General features: G+C 69.4%; 17 protein-coding genes. 12 read left to right on the top strand and 5 right to left on the bottom strand.

Annotation, left to right across the window (positions count from 1 at the left end):
* Positions 1-5 precede the first annotated feature (5 nt).
* Complete coding sequence (locus tag ABT304_RS15290) at positions 6-701, top strand: pyridoxamine 5'-phosphate oxidase family protein (RefSeq protein WP_350716291.1); 696 nt, start codon at positions 6-8, stop codon at positions 699-701.
* 53 nt (positions 702-754) lie between these two features.
* On the opposite strand, the gene ABT304_RS15295 is transcribed toward ABT304_RS15290, so the two are convergent.
* Positions 755-1,120: a hypothetical protein gene (locus tag ABT304_RS15295; RefSeq protein WP_350716292.1), complete on the bottom strand. Its 366-nt coding sequence runs from the start codon at positions 1,118-1,120 to the stop codon at positions 755-757.
* A gap of 82 nt (positions 1,121-1,202) precedes the next feature.
* On the bottom strand, positions 1,203-3,629 hold the full coding sequence (locus ABT304_RS15300; protein ID WP_350716294.1) for a Tex family protein: 2,427 nt from the start codon (positions 3,627-3,629) through the stop codon (positions 1,203-1,205).
* 102 nt (positions 3,630-3,731) lie between these two features.
* Between ABT304_RS15300 and ndk the strand changes: the two genes are divergently transcribed.
* From ndk to ABT304_RS15350, 10 genes are all read left to right on the top strand, one after another.
* Complete coding sequence (ndk, locus tag ABT304_RS15305; protein WP_008358543.1) at positions 3,732-4,136, top strand: nucleoside-diphosphate kinase; 405 nt, start codon at positions 3,732-3,734, stop codon at positions 4,134-4,136.
* Between the two features lie 240 nt (positions 4,137-4,376).
* Positions 4,377-5,402 (top strand): rod shape-determining protein, encoded by a 1,026-nt coding sequence (locus ABT304_RS15310; protein WP_160024659.1) that lies wholly within the window; start codon positions 4,377-4,379, stop codon positions 5,400-5,402.
* A 1-nt stretch (position 5,403) separates the two neighbouring features.
* Complete coding sequence (gene mreC / locus ABT304_RS15315) at positions 5,404-6,429, top strand: rod shape-determining protein MreC (protein WP_350716296.1); 1,026 nt, start codon at positions 5,404-5,406, stop codon at positions 6,427-6,429.
* Positions 6,426-6,980, top strand: a complete 555-nt coding sequence (mreD, locus tag ABT304_RS15320) for a rod shape-determining protein MreD (protein ID WP_350716298.1) — start codon at positions 6,426-6,428, stop codon at positions 6,978-6,980. The genes mreC and mreD overlap by 4 nt, the downstream gene beginning before the upstream one ends.
* A gap of 1 nt (position 6,981) precedes the next feature.
* Positions 6,982-9,069, top strand: coding sequence for a penicillin-binding protein 2 (gene mrdA, locus ABT304_RS15325; protein WP_350716299.1), 2,088 nt, complete (start codon positions 6,982-6,984; stop codon positions 9,067-9,069).
* A gap of 18 nt (positions 9,070-9,087) precedes the next feature.
* The gene (gene rodA / locus ABT304_RS15330; protein WP_350716301.1) at positions 9,088-10,311 is read left to right on the top strand and encodes a rod shape-determining protein RodA; all 1,224 of its coding nucleotides are present in this window, start codon (positions 9,088-9,090) and stop codon (positions 10,309-10,311) included.
* A 93-nt stretch (positions 10,312-10,404) separates the two neighbouring features.
* Positions 10,405-12,087: a S8 family peptidase gene (locus tag ABT304_RS15335; RefSeq protein ID WP_350716303.1), complete on the top strand. Its 1,683-nt coding sequence runs from the start codon at positions 10,405-10,407 to the stop codon at positions 12,085-12,087.
* A 362-nt stretch (positions 12,088-12,449) separates the two neighbouring features.
* Positions 12,450-13,667 carry a S8 family peptidase gene (locus tag ABT304_RS15340; RefSeq protein ID WP_350716304.1) on the top strand — a complete coding sequence of 406 codons (1,218 nt, stop codon included), beginning with the start codon at positions 12,450-12,452 and terminating at the stop codon, positions 13,665-13,667.
* A gap of 102 nt (positions 13,668-13,769) precedes the next feature.
* Complete coding sequence (locus ABT304_RS15345; protein ID WP_350716306.1) at positions 13,770-14,123, top strand: hypothetical protein; 354 nt, start codon at positions 13,770-13,772, stop codon at positions 14,121-14,123.
* Positions 14,124-14,237: 114 nt separating this feature from the next.
* Positions 14,238-16,208 carry a TIGR03960 family B12-binding radical SAM protein gene (locus tag ABT304_RS15350; RefSeq protein WP_350716308.1) on the top strand — a complete coding sequence of 657 codons (1,971 nt, stop codon included), beginning with the start codon at positions 14,238-14,240 and terminating at the stop codon, positions 16,206-16,208.
* A gap of 192 nt (positions 16,209-16,400) precedes the next feature.
* On the opposite strand, the gene ABT304_RS15355 is transcribed toward ABT304_RS15350, so the two are convergent.
* Positions 16,401-16,784 (bottom strand): RidA family protein, encoded by a 384-nt coding sequence (locus ABT304_RS15355; protein ID WP_160024650.1) that lies wholly within the window; start codon positions 16,782-16,784, stop codon positions 16,401-16,403.
* A gap of 51 nt (positions 16,785-16,835) precedes the next feature.
* Positions 16,836-17,258, bottom strand: coding sequence for a GNAT family N-acetyltransferase (locus ABT304_RS15360; protein WP_350716310.1), 423 nt, complete (start codon positions 17,256-17,258; stop codon positions 16,836-16,838).
* 48 nt (positions 17,259-17,306) lie between these two features.
* Between ABT304_RS15360 and ABT304_RS15365 the strand changes: the two genes are divergently transcribed.
* On the top strand, positions 17,307-17,675 hold the full coding sequence (locus tag ABT304_RS15365; RefSeq protein ID WP_350716312.1) for a nuclear transport factor 2 family protein: 369 nt from the start codon (positions 17,307-17,309) through the stop codon (positions 17,673-17,675).
* Position 17,676: 1 nt separating this feature from the next.
* On the opposite strand, the gene ABT304_RS15370 is transcribed toward ABT304_RS15365, so the two are convergent.
* Complete coding sequence (locus ABT304_RS15370) at positions 17,677-18,666, bottom strand: endonuclease/exonuclease/phosphatase family protein (RefSeq protein ID WP_350716314.1); 990 nt, start codon at positions 18,664-18,666, stop codon at positions 17,677-17,679.
* Positions 18,667-18,705 lie beyond the last annotated feature (39 nt).

Consider the following 18,705-nt stretch of genomic DNA (forward strand, 5'->3'; position numbering starts at 1 on the left):
GTGCCATGAGCACGATGTTGTCACCCACCCCACGCACCCGGATCAGCCGCGGGAAGAACCGCGCCGTCCCCGACCGCGAGCGCCTGCACGCATTCCTCGGCGAGGCGCTCATCGCGCACCTGGGCGTCACCGTCGGGTCGGGCGAGGAGGCCCACCCGGTCGTCCTGCCCACCGCGTACGGCTTCGATCTCGACGGCCCGGACGCAGGCGGGTCGCTCTACCTGCACGGCTCGGTGGCCGCCGGCTGGCTCGCGCGGGCGCTGGAGCGCGACGTGTGCGTCACGATCACCGAGCTCGACGGTCTGGTCGCGGCGCGGAGCGGGTTCCACCACTCGATGAACTACCGCTCGGCCGTGGTCATCGGCCGCGCCCGCCTGGTCGAGGACCCGGAGGAGCGCGAGCGCGCCCTCGCCCTGGTCGTCGATCAGATGATCCCCGGGCGCTGGGAGACCCTGCGTCCGGCCACCCGCAAGGAGCTCGCCGCAACCGCCGTACTCGCCCTCCCGCTCGCCGAGGCGTCGATGAAGGCGCGCGCCGAGGGCCCGGTCGACGACCCCGCCGACATCGACTCCGGAACCTGGGCCGGCGTGATCCCGATCCACCGAGTCGCTGGCACCCCGGTAACGGCCGACGACGCGGACAGCGCGCCCCCTGCAGACGTCGTACGCCGCGCCGCCCAGCTGGGCGCCGAGGTGGGATAGTCCGGGGAGTTTCCGTCCGTTACCGGCTGGTAGACCGACGGAAACTCCCTGGACTACCGGGCGAGCGAGGTGGATCGCCAGAACAACCAGCCCGAAGCCGCGAACATCGCCGCGTACATCGCGCTGATCATCACGACGTCCCGGGCGCCGTCGAAGTCGTCATGGAGCCCGGCGATGATCGCGATCAGGCCGACGACCAGGGTGGCGACGGCGGCGGCGCCGTCGGAGAGCGCCATCCCGCGGGGCCGGAACCGGAACACGAGCGCACCGAGGACGACGATGCCGATCGGGGCGAGGTACATCATGTCTGCGCGCCCGCCGTCGCCGATGATCCCGAGCGCGCCGGCGCCGAGGACGAGGAGGATCGCGGTCCCAGCGGTGGCGATCCCGCCGAGCACGTACAGGTTCTTGGAGGTCATGCTCCGAACCTAGGACGCGGAGCCGGGAGGATGCGGGGAGGAGATGTGCAGGTCTCGTGCAGATCTCCTCCCCGGCCACCGCCTAGGAGAGCCCGGCGCGCCGCAGCGCGTCGGCCATCGCGCTGTTGGCCGGAGCGGACGAGCCGCGCCCGCCACCCTGGCCACCACGGTTGCCGCCGGGGCGCCCGCCGCCGCTCTTGCCGCCGCCCTTGGGTCCGCCCTTGCCCTGGCCACGCTGGCCACCGCCGGGGCGACCCGAGCGGCCGGACTCGCCCTTGGCGGGAGCATCCGCGGGAGCGTCGTCGTTGAGCCGGAGCGTGAGCGAGATCCGCTTGCGGGCCTCGTCGACCTCCAGGACCTTGACGCGGACCACGTCACCGGAGCGGACCACGTCGCGCGGGTCCTCGACGAACTTGTCCGACATCGCGGAGATGTGGACCAGGCCGTCCTGGTGGACGCCGATGTCGACGAAGGCGCCGAAGGCGGCCACGTTGGTGACGGTGCCCTCCAGGACCATGCCGGGACGCAGGTCGGCGATCACGTGCACCGACTCGGAGAAGGTCGCCGTACGGAACTCCGGCCGCGGGTCGCGTCCGGGCTTCTCGAGCTCGGCGAGGATGTCGGTGACCGTCGGCAGACCGAACTTCTCGTCGACGAACTCCGACGGCTTCAGCGACTTCAGCGCAGAGGTGTTGCCGATCAGCGACCCGATGTCCGCCGACGCCTTGTCCAGGATGCGGTTGACCACCGGATAGGCCTCCGGGTGCACGCCGGACATGTCGAGCGGGTCGTCGCCGCCGCGGATCCGGAGGAACCCGGCCGCCTGCTCGAACGCCTTCGGGCCGAGCCGCGCCACCTTGGTGAGCTCGCGGCGGGTGCGGAAGGGCCCGTTGGCGTCCCGGTGCGCGACGATCGCCGAAGCCAGCGACTCGGTGATCCCCGAGACCCGGCGCAGCAGGGGAGCCGAGGCGGTGTTGAGGTCGACGCCGACGCCGTTCACGCAGTCCTCGACGACGGCGTCCAGGGACTTGGAGAGGCCGTATTCGGGCAGGTCGTGCTGGTACTGCCCGACGCCGATCGACTTCGGCTCGATCTTCACCAGCTCGGCCAGCGGGTCCTGAAGACGGCGCGCGATCGACACGGCCCCACGCAGGGACACGTCGAGATCAGGTAGCTCGGCGGAGGCGTAGGCCGAGGCGGAGTAGACCGAGGCGCCCGCCTCGGAGACCATCACCTTGGTCATCTTCAGGTCCGGCAGCAGCTTGAGCAGGTCGGCGGCGAGCTTGTCGGTCTCGCGCGAGGCGGTGCCGTTGCCGATCGCGATCAGGTCGACCTTGTGCTTCGTGCACAGCTTCGCCAGCGTCGCCAGCGATCCGTCCCAGTCACGCCGCGGCTCGTGCGGGTAGACCGTCGAGGTGTCGACCACCTTGCCGGTCGCGTCCACGACGGCCACCTTCACGCCCGTCCGGATGCCGGGGTCGAGGCCCATCGTCGCCCGGGTGCCGGCCGGCGCGGCCAGCAGCAGGTCGCGCAGGTTGTCGGCGAAGACCGCGATCGCGGACTCCTCGGCGGCGGTGCGGATCCGGGTGCGCATGTCGAGCTCGAGGCGGAAGAGGATCCGCGTACGCCACGCCCACCGCACCGTCTCGGCCAGCCACTTGTCCGCCGGCCGGCCGGAGTCGGTGATCCCGAAACGGGAAGCGATCGAGCGCTCGTAGTCGGTCACCTCGCCCGGCTCCGGCTCCTCGGCGTACGGGGAGAGGGTGACGTCGAGCACCTCCTCCTTCTCCGCGCGCAGGACGGCCAGTGTGCGGTGCGAGGGCAGCGAGGCGTACGCCTCCGAGAACTCGAAGTAGTCGGAGAACTTCGCCGCGGCGGGGTCGTTCTCGCGCCCCTCGCGGACGCGGGTCACCAGACGGCCCTGCTTCCACATCCGCTCCCGCAGCGTGCCGATCAGGTCGGCGTCCTCACCGAACCGCTCGACCAGGATCGCGCGAGCGCCGTCGAGCGCGGCCTTCACGTCGGGGACGTTCTCGCCGAGGAAGCCCTCGGCCACCACGTTCGGGTCCTGCGACGGGTCACCGAGCAGCCCGTCGGCCAGCGGCTCGAGGCCGTTCTCGCGGGCGATCATCGCCTTGGTGCGCCGCTTCGGCTTGAACGGCAGGTAGATGTCCTCCAGCCGCGCCTTGGTGTCGGCGGCGAGGATCGAGGCCTGCAGCTCGGGGGTGAGCTTGTCCTGCTTCGCGATCTCGGCGAGCACGGCCGCACGCCGCTCCTCCAGGTCGCGCAGGTAGCCGAGACGCTCCTCCAACGTACGCAGCTGGGCGTCGTCGAGGCCGCCGGTCACCTCCTTGCGGTAGCGCGCGATGAACGGCACCGTCGAGCCCTCGTCGAGCAGGGCGACCGCTGCGGTCACCTGCGCCGGGCGCACCCCGAGATCTTCGGCGATGCGGGCCGGGATGGCGGCCATCGAGTCTGCGAGCGTCGGAGCTGATGGGGTTGTCGTCACGGAGCGCCATCCTGCCGCATCCCACCGACATGGTCTCAACGTGGCTCGACGGCGACGGGCCCGAACGTGCCCGGACCGGCCCGCCCCGATACGCTCGCCCCCATGACGCAGCGCACGTTCGTGATCCTGAAGCCCGACGCCGTCCGCCGGGGCCTGGTGGGGGAGATCCTGTCCCGCTACGAGGCCAAGGGCCTCTCGATCGTGAAACTGGAGCACCGCACCATCGACGCGGGCATGGCCGACGAGCACTACGCCGAGCACGTCGAGCAGCCGTGGTACCCGCCGCTGCGTGACTTCGTCACCTCCGGACCGCTCGTCGCCGCCGTCCTCGAGGGTGACGAGGCGATCGAGGTCGTCCGCGCGCTCAACGGCGCCACCGACGGCCGCAAGGCCGCCCCGGGCACCATCCGCGGCGACTTCTCCCTCTCCAACCGCGAGAACCTCGTCCACGGCTCCGACTCCCCCGAGTCGGCCGACCGCGAGATCAAGCTCTGGTTCGGCGCCTGAACCGCCCGAGGAAGTGAACGATCGCGCCGGTGAATCCACCGGCGCGATCTCTCGTTCCACCGGTCTCTCGACGGTGTCCGGAACCAGGTATCCCCGGCTTCGGCGGCGTGGATGCACCCCGTATCGTTGCGGTTTCGGCGAGCCTCTCCGGTTTGGGGCTCGGACCTTCGTAGCCTCGTCGGCAGGCCCGCATCCTGCAGCACAGATCCCCGACGCGGCGCCCCGGGAACGCGAGGACGTATGGCGAGCATCATTGGACGTGACATGGCGGTGGACCTCGGCACCGCAAACACACTCGTCTACGTCCGCGGCAAGGGTGTCCTTGTCGATGAGCCGAGTGTGGTCGCGCTCAACAAGAACACCGGCGAGATGGTCGCCGTCGGCCATGAGGCCAAGAAGATGCTGGGACGTACGCCTGACGACATCGTCGCGCTGCGACCGCTGAAGGACGGCGTGATCGCCGACTTCGAGGCGACCGAGCAGATGCTCCGCTACTTCATCCATCAGGTCCACCGCCGCCGCTACTTCGCCAAGCCGCGGATGGTCATCTGCGTCCCGTCCGGGATCACCGCGGTCGAGATCCGCGCGGTGAAGGAGGCCGGCTACCAGTCCGGCGCCCGGATGGTGAACATCATCGAGGAGCCGATGGCGGCCGCGATCGGCGCCGGGCTCCCGGTGCACCTGCCGACCGGCAACATGGTCGTCGACATCGGCGGCGGCACCACCGAGGTCGCGGTCATCAGCCTCGGCGGCATCGTCACCTCGCAGTCGATCAGGACCGCCGGCCACCAGCTCGACAACGCGATCATGACCTGGCTGAAGAAGGAGCACGCGCTGCTCCTGGGCGAGCGCACCGCCGAGGAGGTCAAGATGACCCTCGGGTCGGTCTGGCCGCTGCCCAACGAGCCCGAGGCCGAGATCAGGGGCCGCGACCTGGTCAGCGGCCTGCCGCGCACCGTGACCGTCTCGAGCGCGGAGGTGCGCAAGGCGATCGAGGAGCCGCTGCACGACATCTTTGACGCGGTCCGCTCCACCCTCGACCAGACGCCGCCCGAGCTGGCCGGCGACATCATGGACCGCGGCATCGTGCTGACCGGCGGTGGTGCCCTCCTGCGCGGGCTCGACGAGCGCCTGCGCCACGAGACCGGCATGCCCGTCCACGTCGCCGAGTCCCCGCTGACCTCGGTCGCGATGGGCGCCGGCCGCTGCGTCGAGGACTACGACGTGCTCCGCCCCGTCCTGGTGAACGAGAACAGGAGATGGTGACGTGTCGTTGCTGAGCCCCCGCCCCAGCGAACGTCTGCGCAAAGGGCTGGAACAACGCAAAGGCCCCAAACCCGTGGTCCGTACGCCGCGGGAGAGGCTCAACCGCCGCGGCAGCCTCGAGACGAAGGCCGGCGGCGGTGGGCCGAAGCGCTCCTGGCTGATCGCGCTCATCCTGTGCTGCGCGACACTGGCCACGCTCGACCAGACCCCCGTCCTGGAGCCGGCCCGCGCCGCGGTCGGCGAGGTGATCTCCCCGCTGGAGACCGGCGCGGCGATGGTGGCCCGCCCGTTCACCGACATCCCGGAGTGGTTCGACACCCGCGACGAGCTGCGCGACCGGGTCGCGAAGCTCGAGGCCGAGAACTCCACGCTGCGCCGCCAGGTCGAGGTCACCGACTACGGCCGCGCCAAGCTCGCCGAGTACGAGTCGATCACCCGCGCCGCCGAGGACCTCGGCTACGCCATGGTGCCGGCGCGGGTCACCGCCTACGGCCCCGCCCAGACCTTCAACCGCACCGTCACCATCGACGCCGGCAGCGCCGCCGGGATCAGGTCCGACATGTCGGTCGTGACCGGCGACGGCCTGGTCGGCCGGGTGCTGCGGGTCACCAAGACCTCGGCGACGGTCCTGCTGATCGTCGATGCCGCCTCGGTCGTCGGCGGACGCGTCGGCGGTGACGACCGCAGCGGCAAGAAGTCCGGTCAGGTCGGCATGGTCCGGGGCTCCGGCGCGATCGCCGGAGGCGCCAACGCCGGTCTACTGACCCTCGACCTCGTCGACCAGACCACCACCCCCCTCAAGGGCGACACGGTCATCACCTGGGGTGACGGCCGGGCCGCTCCGTACGTCTCCGGGCTGCCGATCGGCGAGGTGACCGACAGCTTCGAGAGCGTGCGTGACTCCTCGCAGACGGTCCGGATCAAGCCGTACGTCGACTTCGGCTCGCTCGACGTCGTCGGTGTGGTGGTGCCGGGCGACACCATGAGCGACCGCGCCGTCGTCACACCGGAAGGAGAGCTGCGATGAGCGAGATGGAAGGCCGTGCCTCCGGGGCCGCTCCGGTGCTGCGCAACGTCCTGGTCGGCATGCTGGTCGTCATCGCCGTCGTCCTCCAGCTGAGCGTCGCGCCGGCCTTCGCCATCCGCGGGATCACCCCCGACCTGGCGCTCCTGGTCGTCCTCGCGGTCGCGCTCACCCGTGGCGGGCAGGCCGGCCTGGTGACCGGGTTCGCCGCCGGCGTACTCCTCGATCTGGCCCCGCCCGCCGACCACACCGCGGGCCGCTGGGCATTGGCCCTCCTGATCGTCGGCTACGTCGCCGGCCGCGTCCGCGAAGGCAGCATCGGCGAGGGCAGCATCCACGGTGGTCTGGGCCGTCCCAACGCGATGACCGTGATGGCCACAGTGGCCACCTGCGCGTTCATCGGCGTCAGCATCTTCGCGGTCAGCGGCCTGATCCTCGGCGAGGCGCCGCTGACGCTGCTGCCGACCGTGGCGATCAGCGTGGGCTACGACCTGCTGCTGGCGCCGTTGCTGATCCCAGCCCTGCTGTGGCTGATCGGCAAGGGAGACATCTGAGATGGCGGCGAGTCGACTCTCCACGGCGCAGGTCAGCCGGCTGCGGCTGATCGTGATCCAGGCGCTCGTCTTCTCGCTGCTGGCCACGCTCGGGGTCAGGCTCTTCTACCTGCAGGTTCGCCACGGCGACGCCTATCAGGCCGCCGCGGCCTCGCAGTCCAAGCGCGAGATCGTGCGCCAGCCGGTGCGCGGCATCATCGTCGACGCCCAGGGCCGGCCGATGGTGACCAACCGCTCCGCCTGGGTGGTCAGCCTCGACCAGGGCGTGCTCGACGGGCTCGACGACGACGACAGGAAGACGCTGATGGCCCGCGTCGCCAAGGCCGTCGACGTGTCGCCGAAGAAGCAGAACGAGGCGATCGCCAACTGGTCCGGCACCCGCTACCAGCCGGTCCCGATCGCCACCGACGTCTCCGAGTCGACCGCGCTGCGCATCCTCGAGCAGCCGGAGGACTTCCCCGGGGTGGTCGCGGAGAAGCAGACGCTGCGCTCCTACCCGAGCCCCTTCGGCATCAACGCCGCCGGCGTGCTCGGCTATCTCTCCCCGATCACCGAGGACGAGAACGACAACGCCAAGGAGCGCGGCGACGAGTCGCTCAACATCACCTCGATGGTCGGTCGCTCCGGTGTCGAGAAGGAGTACGACCAGTGGCTGCGCGGGATGCCCGGCTACGACACCGTCACCGTCGACTCGCTCGGCCGAGAGATCGGGCGCGGCGACTCGGTCGCCTCCCAGCCCGGCGACACGCTGGTGACCAGCATCGACGCCAAGGTGCAGGGCCGTGCCGAGAAGCTGCTCGCCGAGTCGATCGAGACCGCGCGCAACACCTTCGACAAGATCTCCGGCCGCAACTTCGAGGCCGACTCCGGCTCGGTCGTGGTCATGGAGGCGCAGACCGGTCGACTGGTCGCGATGGCCAACCAGCCGACGTACGACCCCGAGGAATGGGTCGGCGGGATCACCCAGAAGCAGCTCGACAGGCTCTACTCCGAGAAGGCGGGCTACCCGCTGTTGCCACGGGCGACGCAGGGTCAGTTCGCGCCGGGTTCGACGTGGAAGCCGTTCATGACGGTCGGCGCGCTCAACAACGGCTACAGCCGCGACACCTTGCTCAACTGCTCGAGCGGGCTCCAGGTCGGCAACCGGGTGTTCAAGAACTACGAGTCGGGGGCATACGGCTACATCGACTTCGCCAAGGCGCTCCAGGTCTCCTGCAACACGTTCTTCTACCAGGTCGGGGTCCACTACTGGCAGAAGTACGGATCCAACCCCGCCGACGTCAACGCCAAGGACCCACTGGTGGAGACCGCCAAGGCCTTTGGCTTCGGCAAGCGCACCGGCATCGACCTGCCGGGGGAGTCGACGGGCCGGATCGCGGACCGGAAGTGGAAGGCCGAGTACTACCAGGCCATGAAGGGCTACTACTGCCGGATGGACGAGAAGAAGAACGCCCCTACCGACTTCCTGCAGCTCTTCGCCCACGAGTTCTGCATCGAGGGCAACTACTACCGCACCGGCGACGCGGTGAACTTCTCCATCGGCCAGGGCGACACGATGGTCACCCCGATCCAGCTCGCTCGGGCCTACGCATCCCTGGCCAACGGCGGCACCCTGTACGAGCCCAGGATCGGGAAGGCGGTCGTCAGCGGCGACGGGACGGTGGTCGAGAAGATCGATCCCAAGGTCGCCGGCAAGGTGAAGATGTCGGCCAAGAGCATCGACTACGTCAACGAGGCGCTGCTCGGCACTCCCCAGTCGGGCTCCCTGGCCTGGAAGTTCGGCGGGTTCCCCCTCGACGAGGTGAAGGTGCGCGGCAAGACCGGCACCGCCGAGGTCACCGGCAAGCAGACGACCGGCTGGGTCGCGACGTACAACAAGAAGTACGTCGTCATCATGACGATCTCCCAGGGTGGCACCGGCTCGGGCTCGGTGGGCGATGCCGTACGCAAGCTGTGGGAGTCGCTCTACGGCATCGAGGAGGGCGGCGCCGAGGTGCGGCCCGACAAGGCCGCGATCCGGGGCATCGACCCACCCAGGAATCTGCCCGCGTTCGGCGCCGACGGCTCGATCGTCGCCCCGAAGGACTGAGGGGTTGAGGGGCAGAGCATGAAGAACGACGTGATGGCCTTCGTACGCCGCATCGACCTGGTCCTCCTGGGCGCGGTGCTGGTCCTGGTGTCGCTCTCGGTGCTGCTGGTCTGGTCCGCGACCATCCACCGGGACGCGATCACCGGTGGCGACACCACCGCCTACCTGCGCAAACAGGCGATCAACGTGGCCGCCGGGCTGGTGCTGATGGTGGGCGTGGTCGCCACCAACCACCGCTGGGTCCGGCTCCTGTCGCCGGTGGTCTACCTGGGCGCGGTTGTGGGGCTGGTGCTCGTGCTGGTGATGGGCTCCACGGTCAACGGGTCGAAGTCGTGGGTGAACCTCGGGCCGGTGCAGGTCCAGCCCTCGGAGCTGGCCAAGCTGGCCGTCGTCATCGCGATGGCGCTGGTCCTCGCCGAGCGCAGCGAGGGCCGCTGGCGGGCACGGGTGTCGCTGGGCGACGTGGTCGCGATGATCCTGGTCGCGGCGGTGCCGATCGTCCTGGTCCTGCTGCAGCCCGACCTCGGCACCACGCTGGTGCTCGGTGTGACGGTCTTCTGCGTGCTCGCGGCCGCGGGAACACCGCGGCGATGGCTCGCACTGCTGGCGTTGACCGGCGTGGCGGGTGCGACGACGGTGGTCGCGACCGGGGTGCTGAAGCAGTACCAGATCAACCGGTTCATGGCGTTCACCGATCCGTCGCTGGATCCTCGCGGGGCCGGCTACAACGTCCAGCAGGCGCGGATCGCGATCGGCGACGGCGGGATCTTCGGGCAGGGTCTGTTCCAGGGCTCGCAGGCCCGCGCGGGCTTCGTCCCCGAGCAGCACACCGACTTCATCTTCACGGTCGTGGGGGAGGAGCTCGGGCTGGTCGGCTCGCTGCTGGTGATCGGGCTGATCGGTGTCGTCCTGTGGCGCGGACTACGGATCGCGGCGCGTACCGACGACCTCTTCGGGCGGGTGGCGGCGGCCGGGATCGTGTGCTGGCTCGGCATCCAGAGCTTCCAGAACATCGGCATGTGCCTGGGCATCATGCCGGTCACCGGGGTCCCGCTGCCCCTGGTTTCCTACGGTGGTTCCTCGATGATCGCGGCGCTGCTGGCGGTGGGTCTGCTGCTCGGCATCTCGGCCCGTTCGCGGCGCACCGGTCTGGACCGGTCCGGACCACTTCAGGACCTCCGCTCGCGTGATCGCCTGCAGGTTGCTGCAGTGCGAAAAGATGTCGCGTTTCATCGAAATTAAACTCGATTACGTTCCCTCCCGGTTGCCCTACAGGGCATCTGTTACCCCTTGCAGCCCTCATCCCGAGGCTGCTTGACGACGGGAGCAGTAATCGTGAACCGACCCCACAGAATCCAGCGCCTCGGCGCACTGGCAGCAGCGACGGTCACCGCCGTCGGTGCGGCCACCACCATCCTGGCCATGTCCGGTCCCGCCGGCGCAGCCGACAGTCCGGCACCGCTGATCGGTGCCGAGAAGTCGACGGCCATCGACAACTCCTACATCGTCGTGATGAAGGGCAACGGCGCGGCGGCCAAGGCCAACGCCGCCGACGCCCGGGCGCTCGCCAAGGAGAAGGGTGGCTCGGTGAAGTACGCCTACGACAAGGCGATCACCGGATTCTCCGCCACGCTCGACTCCGATGCGCTCGACGCGCTCCGCAGCAACCCCGATGTCGACTACATCGAGGCCAACCAGGTCGTGAAGGCCAGCGGTGACCAGGCCAACCCGACCTGGGGGCTCAACCGGATCGACCAGCGCAACCTGCCGCTGAACTCGAACTACCACTACGACTACACCGGCTCCGGTGTGAAGGCGTACATCATCGACACCGGCATCCGCTCCGCGCACGCGGACTTCGGTGGCCGGGTGACCTCCGGCTACACCGCCATCGGGTCCAGCACCGAGGACGAGAACGGCCACGGCACCCACGTCGCCGGCACCGTCGGCGGGTCGACGTACGGTGTCGCCAAGAACGTCACCCTCGTGCCCGTCCGCGTCCTCGACGCCTCCGGGTCCGGCACGACCGCCGGCGTGATCGCGGGTGTGAACTGGGTGACCTCCAACCACACCTCCGGTCCGGCGGTCGCCAACATGTCGCTCGGTGGTGGGGTGTCCTCGACCCTCGACTCCGCGGTCTCCAGCTCGATGGCGGACGGCGTCACCTACGCCGTGGCCGCGGGCAACGACTCCGGTGCGAACGCGTGCAACGGCTCGCCCGCCCGGGTGGCCGGAGCCCTGACCGTCGGCTCGACGACCAACACCGACGCCCGGTCGAGCTTCTCCAACATCGGCTCGTGCGTCGACCTGTTCGCCCCGGGCTCCTCGATCACCTCGGCGTGGCACACCTCCAACACGGCGACCAACACGATCTCCGGTACGTCGATGGCGACCCCGCACGTCGCCGGAGTGGCAGCGCTCTACCTGCAGGCGAACCCGACGGCATCGGCCTCCGCCGTCGCCTCGGCGATCAACGCCAACGCCACCACCGGCGTGGTCACCTCGCCCGGGACCGGTTCACCCAACCGCCTGCTGTACTCGCTGTGGAGCGGTGGCACCGACCCGACGGACCCGCCGACCACGGGCAACCTGCTGACCAACCCGGGCTTCGAGTCGGGCGCGACCGGCTGGACCGCCTCCTCCGGCGTGATCGACAACTCGAGCGGCGCGCCGGCGCGTACGGGCTCCTACAAGGCGTGGCTGAACGGCTATGGCACCGCCCGCACCGACACGCTGTCGCAGTCGGTCACCCTGCCCACGACCGGCAAGACCCTGTCGTTCTACCTGCGGGTGATCACCAACGAGACGACCACCTCGACGGCTTACGACAAGCTGACCGTCAAGGTCGGGTCGACGACGCTGGCGACGTACTCCAACCTGAACGCGAGCTCGTCGTACTCGTTGAAGTCGTTCTCGCTCGGGTCCTTCGCCGGCAGCACCGTCACGCTGACGTTCACCGGCACCGAGGACTCCTCGCTCGGGACCAGCTTCCTGATCGACGACACCTCCATCGCCTGATCTCGGGCGTACATCTGAAGGCCTGACCTGAGGCCTGACCACGCCGGGTCGCTCGCGTAACGCGGGCGGCTCGGTGTGTTGGGTTACAGACCATTTTTCCCACCTTGTTTATGCCCTGTTTATAGGCGTTCACCTTTGGTATCTGCACGTTGCTGCAATGCGAAGAGTTGGGTCGTTACGGGTCCTACGTAACGTGATTACGTGGTTGACCGAACGCTTCGGGTTGCGGCCGTAGGGAGGGCGCAGGGCGTTCGGCCGGCACGTGCGACGTCTGCGCGTGGGACCACCTACAGGCGGTTCCCAAGTCCGGTGCAATGAATGGTTGTGGCCCCATCGGGCCGCACGATGACGGGAGTCAGTTCGTGAACCGAACCATCAAGAACCGGGCCTTCAAGGCGCCGGCAGTCATCTCCGCCGTAGCTGTGGGAGCAGCAGCCTCGGCGATCGCCTTCACCGTCCCGGCAGGTGCCGCGGACAGTCCGGCACCGCTGCGCGGCACGGACGCCTCGACCGCAATCGAGGGTGAGTACATCGTCGTGATGGAGAAGCAGGGTCGCAGCGACGTGGCCAGGTCCGAGGCCAAGTCGGTGCGCAGCGACGCCCGCGAGGCCGGTGGCGACGTACGGGAGGTCTTCAACACGGCGTTCAACGGCTTCTCGGCCTCGCTCGACAAGGACGCGCTCGAAGAGGTCCGCTCCAACCCGGACGTGGCCTACGTGCAGGCCAACCACCGCTACACCACCCAGGGCGACCAGGCGGACCCGACCTGGGGCCTGGACCGGGTCGACCAGGCCGCGCTGCCGCTCGACAAGAACTACCACTACGAGCAGACCGGTGCCGGCGTGACCGCCTACATCATCGACACCGGTGTCGCGACCGACCACTCGGAGTTCAGCGGCCGGATCGGTGAGGGCTTCGACGCGGTCGACGGCGACACCGACCCGACCGACGGCAACGGCCACGGCACCCACGTCGCGGGCACCGTCGCCGGCACCACCTACGGTCTGGCCAAGGAGGCGACGATCGTTCCGGTCCGCGTCCTCGACGACCAGGGCTCCGGCACCACCGAGGGCGTCGTCGCGGGCATCGAGTGGGTCACGGAGAACCACACCGACGGCCCGGCCGTCGCCAACATGTCGCTCGGCGGCGGCAACGACGCCGCTCTCGACGCGGCCGTCCAGGCCTCGATCGCCGACGGTGTGACGTACGCCGTCGCGGCCGGCAACGAGAGCTCCGACGCCTGCGGTTCCTCGCCGGCGGCCGTCCCGGAGGCGATCACCGTCGGTGCCACCGATGACACCGACGCCGCCGCGGACTTCTCCAACACCGGTGAGTGCCTCGACATCTTCGCCCCCGGCGTCGACATCACCTCGGCCTGGAACGACGGCGCGACCAACACCATCTCCGGTACGTCGATGGCGACCCCCCACGTCGCCGGCGCCGCCGCGCTCTTCCTCGAGGCGAACCCCTCGGCCACCCCGGCCGACGTCGCCACGGGCCTGACCGGCGCCGCCACCCCTGACGTGGTCACCAACCCGGGCACCGGTTCGCCGAACCTGCTGCTCACCACGCTGTTCTGAGCCAACGGCTCTGAGGTCAGGGTGTTGGGGCCGTCCGGGAGGGGCGGCCCCAACACCCATTTCCGCTCCGCTCGACTCGATGCCGTGTGAGACTCCAGCCTCGTGACTGATTCGATGAGCTGGCTCAGCTCCCGTCCTGTGTGGTTCGTGTGGCTGATGGTCCTCGGGGCATTCGTCGCTCCGCTCGTCACCTACCAGCTCGGGCAGCGTCATGCCCAGGCCCAGCCGGAGCCGGCGAATTGTGTGGCTGGAGATCCGGTCATCTCGTGCGAGCTCGATGACGGCTGGACCGTGGGTGTTCCCGCCGACGTGTTGTGGGGTGACTCCGCAGGCGTCGACGCGGACGGCCGACCGGCCTGTCTTCAACCCGGCGACCGTATTCGGACGACGCTCTGGGTGGTGCCGGTCGAGGTCGATGGCATGGAGTGGCGCCATGTCCTGCGTGTGGAGTGTTGAACCGCAACCGGTCGCGTCCCCGGCATTCTGTCCTCGCGACGCCAGGTTTGGTAGGGGAGTCAGGAGGCGGCGTACGCTTGGGGTTGATCGTTCCCGAGCTTTGAGGTGCCCATCGTGACCGTCGCCCAGAGCGACCTCGTTCCTGAGTCTGTCTTCCCTCGGCTGGAGCCGCGCCTGGCGCTGGTGTCCAAGCCGATCCAGTACGTCGGTGGGGAGCTCAACTCGACCGTCAAGAAGTGGGACGAGGTCGAGGTGCGGTGGGCGCTGATGTACCCCGACGCCTACGAGGTCGGCCTGCCCAACCAGGGTGTCCAGATCCTCTACGAGGTGCTCAACGAGCGTGACTGGATCGCCGCCGAGCGCACCTACGCCGTGTGGCCCGACCTCGAGAAGATCATGCGCGAGGGCGACGAGCACGGGCCGATCCCGCAGTTCACCGTCGACGCCCACCGTCCGGTGAAGGCGTTTGACGTGTTCGGGCTCTCGTTCTCGACCGAGCTCGGCTACACCAACATGCTCAACGCGCTCGACCTCGCCGGGATCCCGCTGCACGCGGTCGACCGCGGCGACGACGACCCGGTGGTGCTCGCCGGCGGCCACGCCGCGTTCAACCCGGAGCCGATCGCTGACTTCCTCGACGCTGCCGTGCTCGGCGACGGCGAGGAGGTCGTGCTCAAGATCTCCGAGGTCGTGCGTGAGTGGAAGAAGGACGGTCGCCCCGGCGGCCGCGACGAGCTGCTGCGGCGACTCGCCGTCTCCGGCGCCGTCTACGTCCCGAAGTTCTACGACGTGAACTACGCCGCCGACGGCCAGATCGAGGCAGTGGTCCCCAACCGCCCCGACATCCCGTGGCGGGTGCGCAAGCACACCCTGATGGACCTCGACGCCTGGCCCTACCCGCGCAACCCGCTGGTGCCGCTCGCCGAGACCGTCCACGAGCGGTTCTCCGTGGAGATCTTCCGCGGCTGCACCCGTGGCTGCCGCTTCTGCCAGGCCGGGATGATCACCCGCCCGGTGCGCGAGCGCTCGATCACCACCATCGGCGACATGGTCGAGAACGGGATCCGGAAGTCCGGTTTCGAGGAGGTCGGGCTCTTGTCCCTGTCCTCGGCCGACCACACCGAGATCGGTGACGTCGCGACCGGCCTGGCCGACCGCTACGAGGGCACCAACGTGTCGCTCTCGCTGCCGTCGACCCGTGTCGACGCCTTCAACATCACCCTGGCCAACGAGTTCTCCCGCAACGGCCGTCGCTCCGGCCTGACCTTCGCCCCCGAGGGTGGCTCGGAGCGGATGCGCAAGGTGATCAACAAGATGGTCACCGAGGAGGACCTGATCCGCACCGTCGGTGCGGCGTACTCCCACGGCTGGCGCCAGGTGAAGCTCTACTTCATGTGCGGCCTGCCGACCGAGACCGACGAGGACGTCCTCCAGATCGCCGAGCTGGCGAAGAAGGTCATCGCCAAGGGCCGCGAGGTCTCGGGCCGCAACGACATCCGCTGCACCGTCTCGATCGGTGGCTTCGTACCCAAGCCCCACACCCCCTTCCAGTGGGCCTCCCAGCTCGACCACGAGACCACCGACGAGCGGCTGCAGAAGCTGCGCGACGTCGTCCGTGCCGACAAGAAGTTCGGCCGCGCGATCGGTTTCCGCTACCACGACGGCAAGCCCGGCATCGTCGAGGGCCTGCTGTCCCGCGGCGACCGTCGGGTCGGCCGCATCATCGAGCACGTCTGGCGCGACGGCGGCCGTTTCGACGGTTGGAGCGAGCACTTCTCCTACGACCGCTGGATGACCGCCGCCGAGACCGGTCTCGCCGGAACCGGCGTCGACCTCGACTGGTACACCACCCGTGAGCGTGAGTACGACGAGATCCTCCCCTGGGACCACCTCGACTCCGGCCTCGACAAGGACTGGCTCTGGGCCGACTGGGAAGACGCCCTCGCCGTCGCCGACGGCGAGGACATCGAGGTCGAGGACTGCCGCTGGACCCCGTGCTACGACTGCGGCGTCTGCCCGGAGATGAACACCGACATCCAGATCGGCCCGACCGGCAAGAAGCTGCTGCCGCTCAGCGTGGTCTGAGTCGTACGACTCGTCTGGAGGCGTCACTTTCCCGCATGTGCACGGAAGTGGCAGGGACCGGCGCGACTTCAGCTGTCACTTCCCCTCACATGCGGGCCTTTGACGACCATTGCCCTCCTGGCGCGGAGGCTAGGGCATCGAACAGCCCGGTGTCCGTCTGAATGAGTCGGCGTACCTGATCTGGCTGACCGGTCAGCTGATGGCGGCGGTCGCCTCGATCTCGATGAGTACGTCGGGGCGGAAGAGGCCGGCGACCTGGACCAGCGAGCTGGCCGGCGGGTGCGCGAGGTCGACGAACTCGTCGCGCACCGACCGGATCAGCGGCAGCTCGGTCGTGGAGACGACGAAGTAGGTCAGCTTCACCACGTCCGCCCAGCTCGCGCCCGCAGCAGCCAGGGCCACGCCGAGGTTGACGAAGGTCTGCCGGGTCTGCGCTTCCCAGCCGTCGGCCACGGCGCCCTCGTCGGTGACGCCGACCTGGCCCGAGGTCACGACCAGGCGGGCGCCGGGGTCGGTGATCACCGCGTGGCTGTAGCCGGCGGGTGCGGGAAGGTCTTCGGGAGTCAGGAAATCCATCCGCTGAAGGTAGACCCGACTCGGTCCCTTTGGCGACCGGTTACCCGCCGCTCAGCCGACCGGGCGGACCCAGCGGCGCCACTCGGGCTGCGACTCGTAGCCCGAGCTCTTCCACAGCGACTGTCCCAGGTCGTTGCCCTCCAGGACCATCGCGTCGATCCGGCCCGCGCCGAGCGCCACGAGGCGGGTCTCGGCGTGGGCCAGGAGGCGGCGGGCCAGCCCCTGGCGGCGTACGTCGGGGTGGACCGCCAGCCGGTAGAGGTGGGCGCGCCAGCCGTCCCAGCCGGAGATCAACGAGCCGACGATGCGGCCCTCCTCGGTGACCGCGACCGTGCAGGCCTCCGGGTCGCGCGCGATCAGCGTCTCGACCTTCACCGCGGAGTCCGTCGGCCGCGAGTCGTTCTCCGCGGCCACCTCCCACAGCTCCAGAAGCGAGGGGACGTCAGCAACAACCGCTGGGCGCAACTCGATCACGGCGGGAAGTCTCCCACGCGCGCGCTCGACCACCGGTAGGTTGCCGCCATGTCGGACAACAGTGCACTGGGACGCAGATACCTCGAGCTCCTCGAGGCGCGGGACTGGGACGCCTGGACGGCGCTGCTGGCCACCGACGTCGTCTACGACATGCCGCAGACGCGCGAGCTGATCAAGGGGCGCGCGTCGTTCCTCGAGTTCAATCAGACCTACCCCGGAGAGTGGCACCTGACGCCGAAGGTGGTGATCGCCGACGACGAGCGCGCGGTGGTCTGGTTCGACTGGCGGATGGGCGACGAGTCGGGTGAGTCGCAGACGTTCCTCGAGATCGACGCCGGGCGGATCACACGTGTCACCGACTTCTGGCCGGAGGCGTACGACCCGCCCGAGCGGACCGTGTCGGTCGAGCGCTACTGACTCAGCAGTCCGCGGCGCCGCGCATGGCGAAGTCGATGCTGACGGCGTGGTGGTCGGAGAGGCCGGTGGGGGTGACGTTGCCGTCGCCGGCGGAGAGCCAGGAGTTGGGGAGCAGATAGTCGACGCGGCCGCCGCCGTCGTGGCTGGCACCGAGAGAGGCGCCGGCGTCGGACAGCGTGGCCAGGGCGGCGCCGAGGACGCTGGAGCCGTCGCCGGCGTTGAGGTCGCCGCCGAGGAGCTTGGCGCCGTCGTAGGCGTCCACCTTGGCCATGACCGCACCGATCTGGGCCTGCCGCAGCGAGTCGGAGGTGTGGTCGAGGTGGGTGTTGAAGACGACCAGTCGCTGGCCCTCGACCATGATGTTGGCCCGGAGCACGCCACGCTGCTCCTTGCCGTCGCGGTTGGGCAGGTGGGTGTTGCCGGACTCGGCGATGGGGAAGCGCGACAGGATCGCGGTGCCGTAGCCACCGCGGTCGGTGATGTAGTCGTTGGCACCGAAGACCGACTGCATACCCAGGTGCGAGGCGATGATCGCCGGCTGGTCGACGTTGCCGGAGCGGCGTCGGTTCTGGTCGACCTCCTGGAGGAGTACGACGTCGGCGCCCGAGGCCCGGATCACGCTCGCGATGCCGCCGAGCTCGCCGGGGGAGACCCGGCCGCCCTTGATGTTGAAGGTCATCACGGTCAGGTTGCGCGGGACCGCGCACGGGTCGATCTTCGGCTTCTTCGGGGCCTTGTCGATCGCCGGCGGCGCGTCCAGGGTCTTGAAGGTCGGCAGCGGCTTCGACGATGCAGAGGCGGAGGCCGACGGGCTGGCCTCGGGGTCGGGGCTCGGCGAGGAGGAGACGTCCGCGGAGGCCTGCCTGGAGTCGCTCAGCCGGGGCGCGAGGACGGTCAGGGCGGCGATGGCGCCGACCGTCAGAACCACCGCGAAGATCGGCAAAAGCTCCTTGAGGCGTACCGAGAACTTCCTGCTTCTGTGGTGGCTCACCGCGCGAGTCTCCCATTTTTGGTGCGCAAACCGTTACAG

Origin of the sequence: Nocardioides sp. NPDC000445, assembly GCF_040300245.1 — a bacterium.
In the GTDB taxonomy this organism is placed as follows: domain Bacteria; phylum Actinomycetota; class Actinomycetes; order Propionibacteriales; family Nocardioidaceae; genus Nocardioides.

Bases quoted from the DNA above. Each gene is read 5' to 3' on its own strand.
- mreD (WP_350716298.1), top strand. From the start codon at position 6,426: ATGAGCGAGATGGAAGGCCGTGCCTCCGGGGCCGCTCCGGTGCTGCGC.
- ndk (WP_008358543.1), top strand. From the start codon at position 3,732: ATGACGCAGCGCACGTTCGTGATCCTGAAGCCCGACGCCGTCCGCCGG.
- rodA (WP_350716301.1), top strand. From the start codon at position 9,088: ATGAAGAACGACGTGATGGCCTTCGTACGCCGCATCGACCTGGTCCTC.
- ABT304_RS15365 (WP_350716312.1), top strand. From the start codon at position 17,307: ATGTCGGACAACAGTGCACTGGGACGCAGATACCTCGAGCTCCTCGAG.
- mrdA (WP_350716299.1), top strand. From the start codon at position 6,982: ATGGCGGCGAGTCGACTCTCCACGGCGCAGGTCAGCCGGCTGCGGCTG.
- ABT304_RS15310 (WP_160024659.1), top strand. From the start codon at position 4,377: ATGGCGAGCATCATTGGACGTGACATGGCGGTGGACCTCGGCACCGCA.
- ABT304_RS15290 (WP_350716291.1), top strand. From the start codon at position 6: ATGAGCACGATGTTGTCACCCACCCCACGCACCCGGATCAGCCGCGGG.
- ABT304_RS15355 (WP_160024650.1), bottom strand. From the start codon at position 16,784: ATGGATTTCCTGACTCCCGAAGACCTTCCCGCACCCGCCGGCTACAGC.
- ABT304_RS15295 (WP_350716292.1), bottom strand. From the start codon at position 1,120: ATGACCTCCAAGAACCTGTACGTGCTCGGCGGGATCGCCACCGCTGGG.